This window comes from Catenulispora pinistramenti (genome assembly GCF_018274385.1).
GTDB lineage: Bacteria > Actinomycetota > Actinomycetes > Streptomycetales > Catenulisporaceae > Catenulispora > Catenulispora pinistramenti.
In genome coordinates this window covers 1-11,042 of the sequence record NZ_JAAFYZ010000297.1, presented here as the reverse complement: position 1 = coordinate 11,042, position 11,042 = coordinate 1, and the positions used below count along the sequence as shown (strand labels likewise).

The 11,042-nt window shown below is 72.1% G+C and carries 7 protein-coding genes; 6 read left to right on the top strand and 1 reads right to left on the bottom strand.

All coding sequences use genetic code 11. The annotated features are described in order from the left end of the window. Window positions 1–657: 657 nt before the first annotated feature. Entirely contained in the window at window positions 658–957 is a 300-nt protein-coding gene (locus tag KGQ19_RS44355; RefSeq protein ID WP_212020921.1) for an adhesin, read from the bottom strand. Window positions 958–1,158: 201 nt separating this feature from the next. Here KGQ19_RS44355 and KGQ19_RS44350 point away from each other — a divergent pair, with 201 nt between their 5' ends. The 6 genes from KGQ19_RS44350 to KGQ19_RS44325 all read left to right on the top strand — a co-directional run. Beyond that, window positions 1,159–1,743, top strand: a complete 585-nt coding sequence (locus tag KGQ19_RS44350; protein WP_212020919.1) for a hemerythrin domain-containing protein — start codon at window positions 1,159–1,161, stop codon at window positions 1,741–1,743. 100 nt (window positions 1,744–1,843) lie between these two features. Next, window positions 1,844–2,509 carry a hypothetical protein gene (locus KGQ19_RS44345; RefSeq protein WP_212020917.1) on the top strand — a complete coding sequence of 222 codons (666 nt, stop codon included), beginning with the start codon at window positions 1,844–1,846 and terminating at the stop codon, window positions 2,507–2,509. A gap of 163 nt (window positions 2,510–2,672) precedes the next feature. Next, entirely contained in the window at window positions 2,673–7,127 is a 4,455-nt protein-coding gene (locus KGQ19_RS44340; protein WP_212020915.1) for a HAMP domain-containing protein, read from the top strand. Window positions 7,128–7,405: 278 nt separating this feature from the next. Further along, entirely contained in the window at window positions 7,406–9,766 is a 2,361-nt protein-coding gene (locus KGQ19_RS44335) for a GAF domain-containing SpoIIE family protein phosphatase (RefSeq protein ID WP_212020913.1), read from the top strand. 196 nt (window positions 9,767–9,962) lie between these two features. Further along, window positions 9,963–10,391, top strand: a complete 429-nt coding sequence (locus KGQ19_RS44330; RefSeq protein WP_212020911.1) for an ATP-binding protein — start codon at window positions 9,963–9,965, stop codon at window positions 10,389–10,391. 55 nt (window positions 10,392–10,446) lie between these two features. Next, on the top strand, window positions 10,447–11,042 hold a 596-nt coding region (locus KGQ19_RS44325; RefSeq protein WP_212020909.1), incomplete at its 3' end, for a hypothetical protein.

Below are 11,042 nucleotides of genomic sequence, written 5' to 3'. Positions count from 1 at the left end.
CCATAGCACATCATCGTGCCCTGTTTCCGGAACCGACGCATTGTTTTTCGACGAGCCCTTACCCCCGGACACCGGTGCTGTACCCCCCGGGCTGACGACGCGACCGAGGGGAACGGACCGCACCACCTCTGGGACCGCCGCCGCTGAGACCGACCCGGCCACCCTAGGGAACCGCGCTAGTTTCCCTGAGGTTGCCGAGGCCCGCCGGAGGCCCGGCCCTTCATCACAGTCTTTGACCTTGCGCTGGCTTACTGGAGTTGAAGAGGCCTGAGGTGGGGCGGGGTTGTGAACGCGCGAACCGGCAGCCGACAAACACACCCACCACCCCGAACCCCGAACCGGCACAACTATGACCGAAGGCCGTAAAAAGCATTTAAGACCCACAAACCAACCGCAACCAGCCCGCGAACTCCAGCCCTCTCCCAAAGACTCGAACCCCGAATAGTCCACAGCCCCGCAGCCCCAAAGCCCCACACCCCCGCTGTCAATTCGCGCACACTCTGAGGCCGGACCGCCCACGGATCACCCGCAGCCGGTCCGGCCTCGCCACGCTTATCGCGGAGGCACGCCTACAACCCTGGCGTGCCTATATCCGCCCCGCCGCTACAGCTACAGCGACTACTGCTACTGCTACTGCGACTACTGCTACTGCTACAGCTACTGCTGCGGCGCGAGCAAGAACCGCACTCCGCCATCATCGGCGACAGTCGCGTCCAGCTGTTGGTCGTTCAGGGCCTGCGCCGCCTCGGCCTCCAGGAACACCCGGGCGGTCGGGGTCTCCACGACGGCGTCGCCGGAGTGCGGGCCTTGGGTCAGGGAGAGCGAAAGTTGGCCCTGGCCGGTGTTCTGGGCCGCGCCGTGCGAGACGATGCGGAGCCCGGCGCTCTGGTCGGGCAGGTCGGATTGCGTGGTCAGGGTGTGGACGGCCTCGGCGGCCCGGTCGGTGAGAGTCAGCATGACTTCCTCCCGGTGCTGATCGTCGGATAGGTACCCGAGGCGGTTACCCGGTCCCGGAGTCCTAAACATCAGGGGTCCCGAGCATCAGGGGTCCCGTGGGTCGGTTTCTTCATCACCCGATCGGGGGTGTTTACGACCGGCCGGACGGGTCACAAGGTATCGATGCTGACCAGCGTGGTCGGCCGGGAAGGAGCCGTCGGGATGAGTGTGACCGACCGCCGTGACGTGATCGACGTCCTGGCCGGCGACCACCGTGCGGTCGAAGACCTCTTCCAGCAGCTGGAGACTGGTGCCTCGGGCATGGCCGGCACGCGCAAGTCGCTGGTCGACGCGGTCGCGCTGGAACTGGCCTGGCACTGCACCGCCGCCCAGCGCTACCTGCTGCCGCTGGCCCGGCGCGCTCTGCCGGACGGCGAGGCGCTGGCTGACGAGCACACCGCCGAACACCTGACCGTCGAGCACATGGTGCGAGACTTGGAGGACAAGGATCCCTCCGACGCGCGGTTCGAGCCGCTGCTGGCGCAGCTGATCGCGGCGGCTCGCGGCCACATCGAGCACGAGGAGCAGATCACCTTCGCCGAGCTGACCCGCGAGTGCGATCGCGGCGAGCTGCTGGCCGCCGGTGAGGAGCTGACCGCGGCCCGCCGCCGGGCCGCGACGACCGAGCCGGGGCCGAATGCCCAGGCAGGTCCAGTCGGTCACGTCGGTCCAGTCGGTCCAGGAGGTCCGGCTGGTTCCGGCCCGAGCGTCGTGGACCGGGTCCGCGCGGTGCTGTCCGATTCCTGACCCCGCGGTCGGACGGCGGGCAGCCGGGAATCCGAGCAGCCGGCAATCCGGACAGCGGGGCCAGGCAAGGGATGACACCGGGGGCGAAGGAGGTGGCGAGGTGAACGCCTTCGAGGAATACGACATAGGCAGCGCGGTCCGCTGCCACAGCGGCCGTTGCGGCGACCTGGCCTGCGTCGTGGTGGACCCGGCCGCCGAACGGCTCACCCACCTGATCGTGGTGGCCCGCAGCGGCACCGCCGGCCGGCTGGTCCCGGCCGAGCTGGCGCATGCCGACTCCGGCGGCGTCATGCTGGACTGCGACCGCGCGCGGTTCGAGGAGCTGGAGCCCTCGATCGAGACTCACTTCCTCACCGTTCCCGACGCCGAGCAGCGCTATGGCCACCACCAGGGCGAGGCCGCCTATTGGCCGTTCTACGGCCTGGCCCCGGCCGGCGCGGTGCTGGGCATGACCGCGATGGACCCGGTGGCCGGGCCTCGGATGGGGCTGCGGGACCGGGTCCCGGCCGGCGGGGTGCGGATCCGGAGCGGTGAGCGGGTCAGCGCCCGGGACGGGCATCTCGGGCACGTTCGCGGCCTGGTCGTGGACCCGGCCGACGAGGCGGTGACGCACATCCTGCTCGACGAGGGCCACCTGTGGGGCCACAAGCGGGTGGCGATCCCGGTCGGCGCGGTCACCGGCATCGACGCCGAGGGGGTGCGCGTCCGGCTCACCAAACAGCAGATCAAGGACTTGCCACCGGTGGAGGTCGCCGGCCTGGACTGACGCCCCGGTTCGGACGAGGCTTGGTTCGGACAAGCCCTGGTTCGAACAACACGACACAGTAGGGAAACGGGCCGTGCCGCTTGGCTTTCGCCGGCGCACGGCCCTGGTAGAGGATTGGGACAACGGGCGTGGCCCGCGCCCCCGCACACGAACGGCGGACTGCATGGAACCCCCTGAGACCCGGCTGGACCGGCCGGCCTCGACCGACCCGCGCCTGGAGCGGATCCTCGGCGCGCTGCGCGCTGTGCGCGACGGCGACTTCCGGCGGCGGATCGTCGTCAGCGGGGACGACGTGGTGGCTGAGATCTGCGTGCTGTGCAACGACATCGCCGAGGCGAACCAGGGCTACCTGGCCGAGTTGGAGCGGGTCGGCGCGGCTGTGGGCCGGGACGGGACCCTGGGGCAGCGCCTGGCGCCGGGGGTCGGCGTCGGGGACTGGGAGCGGCAGCGCGAGACCGTCAACACCCTGCTGGACGACCTGGCCCGGCCGCTGCTGGACACCGGCCGGGTGCTGGCCGCGATCGCCCAGGGCGACCTGTCCCAGCAGGTCGCCGTCGACGGCCGCGGCGATCTGGCCGATGTCGGCCGGACCCTGGACGACATGCGCCTGACCCTGCGCACCCTGGCCTCGGAGGTCACCCGGGTGGCGGGCGAGATCGGCAGCGACGGCCGGCTGGGCGGGCAGGCCGAGGTCCCGGGAGCGGCGGGCACCTGGAAGGACCTGACCGACTCGGTGAACCTGATGGCCGGCAACCTGACCGGCCAGGTCCGGGACATCGCGCAGGTGGCCACCGCGGTCGCGCGCGGCGACCTGACCCGGCAGATCACCGTGGACGTGCGCGGGGAGCTGCTGGAGCTGAAGACCACCCTGAACACGATGGTGAACCAGCTGTCCGGGTTCGCCGACGAGGTGACCCGGGTGGCCCGCGAGGTCGGCAGCGACGGCATCCTGGGCGGCCAGGCCCGGGTGCCCGGCGTGGCCGGCACCTGGAAGGACCTCACCGACTCGGTGAACCTGATGGCCGGCAACCTGACAACGCAGGTGCGCAGCATCGCCCGGGTGGCCACGGCGGTGGCCTCCGGGGACCTGAGCCAGAGCATCGACGTGGACGTGCGCGGGGAGATCCTGGAGCTCAAGGACACCCTGAACACCATGGTCGAGCAGCTGTCCGGGTTCGCCTCGGAGGTGATCCGGGTGGCCCGCGAGGTGGGCACCGAGGGCCGCCTGGGCGGGCAGGCCGGGGTGCCCGGCGTCGCCGGGCTCTGGCGCGACCTCACCGACTCGGTGAACTCGATGGCGAACAACCTGACCAACCAGGTGCGCAACATCGCGCAGGTGACCACCGCCGTGGCGCAGGGCGACCTGGGCAAGAAGATCGACGTGGACGCCCGGGGCGAGATCCTGGAGCTGAAGACCACCATCAACACGATGGTGGACCAGCTGTCCGGGTTCGCCGACGAGGTGACCCGGGTGGCCCGCGAGGTCGGCACCGAGGGCAACCTGGGCGGCCAGGCCCGGGTCCGCGGCGCCTCGGGCACCTGGAAGGACCTGACCGACAACGTCAACGTCATGGCGAACAACCTGACCGGCCAGGTGCGCAGCATCGCGCGGGTGGCCACGGCGGTGGCCTCCGGCGATCTGACCAAGAAGATCACCGTGGAGGCCAAGGGCGAGGTCGCGGCGCTGGCCGAGACCTTCAACGGCATGGTCGACACGCTCTCGGCGTTCGCCGACGAGGTCACCCGCGTGGCCCGCGAGGTCGGCACCGAGGGCATGCTCGGCGGCCAGGCCCGGGTGCCCGGCGTGGCCGGCACCTGGAAGGAGCTCACCGACCGGGTGAACGTGATGGCCGACAACCTGACCAACCAGGTGCGGAACATCGCGCAGGTGACCACCGCGGTCGCGAACGGCGACCTGACCCGCCGGATCGACGTCGACGCGCGCGGGGAGATCCTGGAGCTCAAGACCACCCTGAACACCATGGTCGAGCGGCTGTCGGCGTTCGCCTCGGAGGTCACCCGCGTGGCCCGCGAGGTCGGCACCGAGGGGCAGCTGGGCGGCCAGGCCACGGTCGAGGACGTCTCCGGGACCTGGCAGCGGCTCACCGAATCGGTGAACCAGCTGGCCTCGAACCTGACCACGCAGGTCCGCGCGATCGCCGAGGTCGCCACCGCGGTGACCGAGGGCGACCTGACCCGGGCGATCACCGTCGACGCCTCCGGGGAGGTGGCCGACCTCAAGGACAACATCAACCAGATGATCGCCAACCTGCGCACCACCACCAACGCCAACCAGGAGCAGGACTGGCTGAACACCAACCTGGCGCGCATCGCCGGTCTGCTGCCCGGCCGCCGCGACCTGGCCAGCGTCGCGGCCATGGTGCTGGAGGAGCTGGCGCCGCTGGTCTCCGCGCACAGCGCCGCGTTCTTCCTGGCCGAGTCCGAGGACGGGCCGCTGGGCGTGGCCGAGCAGGCCTGGGACGTCCGGCTGCGGATGATCGCCGGGTTCGGCTATGCCGCGGCCCCCGGCGAGGGCCCGGTGTTCGCCCCCGGGCAGGGCCTGGTCGGGCAGGTCGCGGTCAGCAAGAAGACGGTCGCGCTGTCCGGCGCGCCGGCCGGCTACGTGCCGATCCGCTCCGGGCTGGGCCAGACCGACGCCACCAACGTCATCGTGCTGCCGGTGCTGTTCGAGGGCCAGACCCTCGGCGTGATCGAGCTGGCCTCGGTCAACGAGTTCACCCAGACCCACCGCGACTTCCTGGAGACGCTCAAGGAGACGATCGGCACCGCGGTCAACACCATCACCACCAACGTCCGCACCGACGCGCTGCTGCGCGAGTCCCAGCGCCTGACCACCGAGCTCCAGAAGCGCCAGAGCGACCTGGAGGAGTCGAACAACGAGCTGGAGGACAAGGCCGCGCAGCTGGCCCGGCAGAACAAGGACATCGAGATCAAGAACACCGAGATCGAGCAGGCCCGGCTCACCCTGGAGGACCGGGCCCAGCAGCTCGCCCTGGCCTCCAAGGTCAAGTCCGAGTTCATGGCCAACATGTCCCACGAGCTGCGCACCCCGCTGAACAGCATGCTGATCCTGGCCCGGCTGCTGGCCGACAATGTCGAGACCAACCTGACCGCGCGCCAGGTGGACTTCGCGCAGACCATCCACTCGGCCGGCTCGGACCTGCTGGAGCTGATCAACGACATCCTGGACCTGTCCAAGATCGAGGCCGGCCGGATGGAGGTGCAGAACGAGTCCTGGCCGATCGCCGACCTGGTCGAGGGGCTGGCCGCGACGTTCCGGCCGCTGGCCGCGGAGAAGGGGCTGCGGCTGCGGGTGGACGTCGCCACCGGCGTGCCGGCCACCGTCACCGCCGACAGCCAGCGGGTCCAGCAGATCCTGCGCAACCTGCTGTCCAACGCGGTGAAGTTCACCGACACCGGTGAGGTGACGCTGCGGGTCACCCCGGCCCGCGGCGCGCACGGCGAGCCGGCCGTGGCCTTCGCGGTCGTCGACACCGGGATCGGGATCGCCGAGGACAAGCTGGAGCTCATCTTCGAGGCCTTCCAGCAGGCCGACGGCACCACCAGCCGGCAGTACGGCGGCACGGGCCTGGGGCTGTCCATCAGCCGGGAGATGACCCGGCTGCTCAGCGCCGAGCTGCGGGTCTCCAGCGCGCCGGGCCGGGGCAGCACCTTCACCCTGCAGCTGCCGATCGAGCCGCCGGCCGTCGACGCCAAGGCCGAGCCGGCCGGTGCCGACCGCCCGGCCGGGGACGGCGGCGACGCCCAGATCCCGGCCGCGGTCCTGGTCATGGAACCGGCCGGGTCCAGCACGCTGGCCGACGCGGTCGAGTCGGTGCTGGAGGAGCTCACCGGGATGAAGGGCCGGGTCGTGGTGGCCCGGCTGTCGGCCGCGGCCGATCTGTCCGGCACCCTGTCCGGCGGCGTGCGGCCGGTCTGCGCCGTGGTGGACGTCGGCTGCCCGGAGGCGGAGGTGCGGGCGGTGCTGGACGCCGTCGCGACCGCCGCCTCCAGCACTCCGGTGATGCTCTACGAGTCGGTCGCCGACGACGGCGCCGCCGACGCCCTGCGCCGCTCGGTCCGCGACGCCGCGCGCTGGGAGGTCGCGCACTCGGTCCCGCAGGTCGCCGAGCGGGTGACGCTGCACGTCCTGACCGGTGCCCCGCGGATGGGCGGCCCCGGCGCCGAGCCGGACCGCCCCGGCCGCGAGCTGCCGCGCTTCGACGGCCAGAAGGTGCTGGTGATCGACGATGACATCCGCAACGTCTTCGCCCTGACCAGCGCGCTGGAGTTGCAGGGGCTGACGGTGGTCTACGCCGGCAACGGCCGGGAGGGCATCGAGCTGCTGAAGCAGAACGAGGACGTGGCGCTGGCGCTGATGGACATCATGATGCCGGGCATGGACGGCTACGCCACCACGGCCCGGATCCGCGCCCTGGACGGCTTCCGCGACCTGCCGATCGTCGCCGTCAGCGCCAAGGCGATGAAGGGCGACCGGGAGAAGAGCCTGGCCGCCGGGGCGAACGAGCACGTCACCAAGCCGGTGGACATGGATCTGCTGCTGCGCCTGATCAAGGACTTGATTCAGGTCGGCTGAGCGCACGGTATTCGGCACGGTAGCCCGCACGTTACGCCGCACGGTAAGCGGCACACCGGCCGTGTGCTCCACCGCACGGCCGGTCCCACCTGGCGGGTTCCGCGGGTGGGGGACCGGCACGCGTGGGATTATTGAGTCGGCACGCCGTGCGGCGCCGGAATCAGGCGCCACACGGGCACCGCCGGTATTACCCGGGTATCACCGGGAACCGGTCTGTGCGCGGTGCCGTCCAATAGGTGTCACGGGTACCAAGGCGGAGAAACGTAAAGGGCTGACGGATGAATCAGGACTTTGCGTCACATGACCCCGCCGCGCGCGAGCGATTGCGCGCGGCCGCTTCCGCCTTCGCCGACGAGCGCCGACAGCTGCTGGCCGAGCAGCGCGGGCACCGCCGGGACGCGCTGGTCGACCAGGCGGTCGGGGTGATCATGGCGCGGTCGGCCTGCGGTTCGGCGGAGGCCGTCGCGCAGCTCGCGGCGGTGGCGCAGCGCTCGCAGCGGCCGCTGGCCGACGTGGCCGCCGATGTGGTGGCCGAGGCCTCCGGGCGCGCGGTCGAGCGGCCCGACCGCTCCGACACCCTGCGCCTGCGCCCGGAGATCGCCGGCCTGGACCGGTCCGCCGACGGCGACGGCCTGGCCCGCGGCCTGGCCGCCGAGGCGCTGGGCTTCTCCCATCCCACCGGCGTGGCCATCGGCCTGCTCGACGACGACGGGGCGGTGACGATCGTCGGCGCGCACGGCTTCTCGGCGCGCGGGATCCGCCGCTGGCGCCGCGTCCCGCCGGCCGTGGACTCGCTGATCAACCGCGCGCTGCGCTCCGGCCGTCCGGTCTGGACCGACGCCACGGCCCAGGACCCGCCGCCGCCGCTGGGCGAGCCCGCCGGCGCCGACCGCTTCCAGACCCGGGTGGCCGTCCCGGTCCGCCTCGGCCGGGCGGTGCTCGGCGCGGTCGAGCTGGCCTGGCCCGCCGAGGCCGCGCTCGATGCGCGGGCTCAGCGCGAGGTCGAGGCGGTGGTGCGCTCGGTCGGGCCGTCGCTTCTGCGGACGCTGGGACCGGAGGTGTCGGCCGGTGCCGGCTCCCCGGGGGGCGTGAATGGTGCCGACGCCCCCGCCGACTCGGCGGGCGCAGAGGGCGATTCGGCCTGGCAGGACCTTCTGGACCTGCTGGACCAACCCGCGTTCACCCTGCGCGGCGACCCCACCGAACCCGTCGCCGTCGGCCGCTTCCAGGTGATCGCCCGCAACCAGCAGGCCACGGAACTGATGACTCCGCTGCCCACCGACGGCAGCATGGCCGCCACGGTCCCGTGGCTCACCGCCGCCGATCTGCCGGACCGGCTCGCGGCCGTGGTGCGGACCGGGGCCGCCGCGCGGTTGGCGGTGCAGACCGGTGCGCTCGGCGTGGACTCGCTGACCGCGATCCGGGTCGGCCTGGGGACTGTGGTCGTGGTCTGTCATCGCGTGGACGTCGAAGCCAGCGCGGCCGAGGGACTCCTGGAGCGCCTGGCGCGGTTCGGCACCTGGCGCTGGGACGTGGACGGCGACCGGGTCGCCTGGTCCGCCGAGGCGCTGCGGATCGTGGACGCGCCCGGGTTGGGCGACTCCGCCGGGATCGACCGGCCGCCCTACACCGTGCATCCCGACGACCTCGACGCCGAGCGCCGGTTCGTCAAGACCCTGACCGTCGAGCGGCGGCCCGCCGAGGCCGAGTTCCGGATCCTGCACTACGGCGGGGAGCCGACCCGGGTGCGGGTGGCCGCCGAGCCGCTGGAGGGGCCGGCGGAGGGGGACGGCGCCGCCGCTTCGCCGACCGCCCCGGCGCCCGGCTCCGTGGTCGGCGTGGTCCAGGATGTGACCGAGTGGCGCCGCGCCGAGACCGGCCTGGAAGTGGCCCGGGTCCAGCTCGCGGCCCAGCGCTCCCGGGCGGACGCCGAACGCCAGTTGGCCTCCGCGCTCCAGCAGGCCGTCGTGCCCAGCGCGGCCCGCAACCAGCCGCTGCGCAGCGGGGTGCAGATCGCCGCGCGCTACCGCCCGGCCAGCGCCTCGGCCGGGGTCGGCGGGGACTGGTACTCGGTGTTCCCGCTGCGCGACGACAAGCTGCTGCTGGCCATCGGCGACGTCGCCGGGCACGGCCTGCCCGCCGCCTCGGCGATGGCCGACCTGCACCACGGGCTGCGCGGCATGGCGCTGGCCGAGACCCGGCCGGGCCGGTTGCTGACGCTGCTCAACGAGCTGGTCGAGGGGATGCCGCAGTTCACCATCGCCAGCGCCTGCGTCCTGCTGTGGGATCCGGCGACCCGGCACCTGACCTGGGGCAACGCCGGGCATCCGGCGCCGCTGCGGACCCGCGGGGGCGTGAGCGTGCCGCTGGACGACCGCTTCGGGCCGATGCTCGGCGCCGATCCGCGGGCCGTGTACGAGGACAGCGAAGCCGACGTGGCCAGCGGCGACGTGCTGCTGCTCTACACCGACGGCCTGGTGGAGCGGCGCCGGGTCGGCGACGACGAGACCACCGCGCACCTGCTGGAGCAGACCCGGAACCCGGACGCCGACCTGGACCGGTACGCCGACCGGCTGCTGGAGGGCGCGCGGTCGGACACCGACGACGACGTCTGCGTACTGGCCGTCCGCTTCGAATAGGTCCGGCTGGGATAGGTCCGCCTCGGATAGGTCCGCATCGATAGTCCCGCGGCACAGCTGACAGTCCTCCGGCACAAACGTTTGATCCGCCGAGGACGGGTCAATCGGAGGAGGTCGGGCCTGGGGAGGGAATAGCCGGGAAAGCCGGTACCGGGAAATTTTGGCCGTGGGGGACGGCCGAAGGGGAGAAGAGACCATGGCGCAGCGCGTCGAGGTGGCACCGCGAATTCGGACCAGGACGCCGGACCTCGCGTCCGTCGTCCTGACCGTGCCGGCGCACAAGGATTACGTCGTCATCATCCGCTCCGCCGTGGCCCAGCTGGGGGCGTGCTTCGGCTTCACGGCGCGGGACATCACCGACCTGCGGCTGGCCGTGAACGAGGCCTGCGCCCTGCTCGTGGCCGGCGCACCGGAGCGCGACAAACGGGCCGCGGGCATCATCGAGTGCCGGGCCCACGTCCGCGGCGACCGCCTCCGGGTGACGGTGGCCGCCCCGGTCGGCGGCTTCGACGCCCCCGACCCCGACGGCCTCGGCTGGAACCTGATGACGGCCCTGGTGGACTCCCTGGCCTGGGCCCAGGACGGCGCCACGGCGCGCATCGCCCTGGAGAAGCGACGAGACTGATGGGGGAGGGGCGAAGCCGAAGACCAGGGGGCGGGATCGAGGAAGGAGGCCGGTCATGACGACCGCCACCGTGAACCGGGTGATCGGACACAAGTACGTGATCGGCAGCCGGGTCTACTGTTCGGAATGCCCGTGCGGTTACCTGGCCTCGGCCGTCGTGGACTCCGCGACCGGCCGGCTGGAGCACCTGATCGTCACCCCCGACCACGGCATCGACTCCCGCCTCGTCCCGATCGCCACCACCCACTGCGAGGGCGAAGCCGTCCGCCTGCACTGCACCCTGGACGACTTCAACGCCATGGAACCGGCGGTAGACATCCACATCACGCCCATGGACCCGGCCCGTCCCCCGCACCACGACCCCACCGAAGAAAGCTCCGCCTGGCCCTTCTTCGACCTCGGCCCCAGCGACCCCAACCTCGCTCTGGCCGCCCCCGAACCCGTCCTCATGCCGCGCATCGCCTACGACGACCACATCCCACCCGGCGAATCCCGCATCTACCCCGGCGACCACGTGCACGCCACCGACGGCCTCATCGGCCACGTCCGCGGCGTCATAGTGGCACTCGCCGACTACGCGGTCACCCACATCCTGGTCGACGAGGGCCTGCTGCGCGGGCACAAGCGCGTGGCGATTCCTGTCTCTTATAC

What these genes read in the sequence shown, in the direction of transcription:
- KGQ19_RS44355 (WP_212020921.1), bottom strand. Translation starts at nt 957, where the DNA reads ATGCTGACTCTCACCGACCGGGCCGCCGAGGCCGTCCACACCCTGACC.
- KGQ19_RS44350 (WP_212020919.1), top strand. Translation starts at nt 1,159, where the DNA reads ATGAGTGTGACCGACCGCCGTGACGTGATCGACGTCCTGGCCGGCGAC.
- KGQ19_RS44340 (WP_212020915.1), top strand. Translation starts at nt 2,673, where the DNA reads ATGGAACCCCCTGAGACCCGGCTGGACCGGCCGGCCTCGACCGACCCG.
- KGQ19_RS44335 (WP_212020913.1), top strand. Translation starts at nt 7,406, where the DNA reads ATGAATCAGGACTTTGCGTCACATGACCCCGCCGCGCGCGAGCGATTG.
- KGQ19_RS44330 (WP_212020911.1), top strand. Translation starts at nt 9,963, where the DNA reads ATGGCGCAGCGCGTCGAGGTGGCACCGCGAATTCGGACCAGGACGCCG.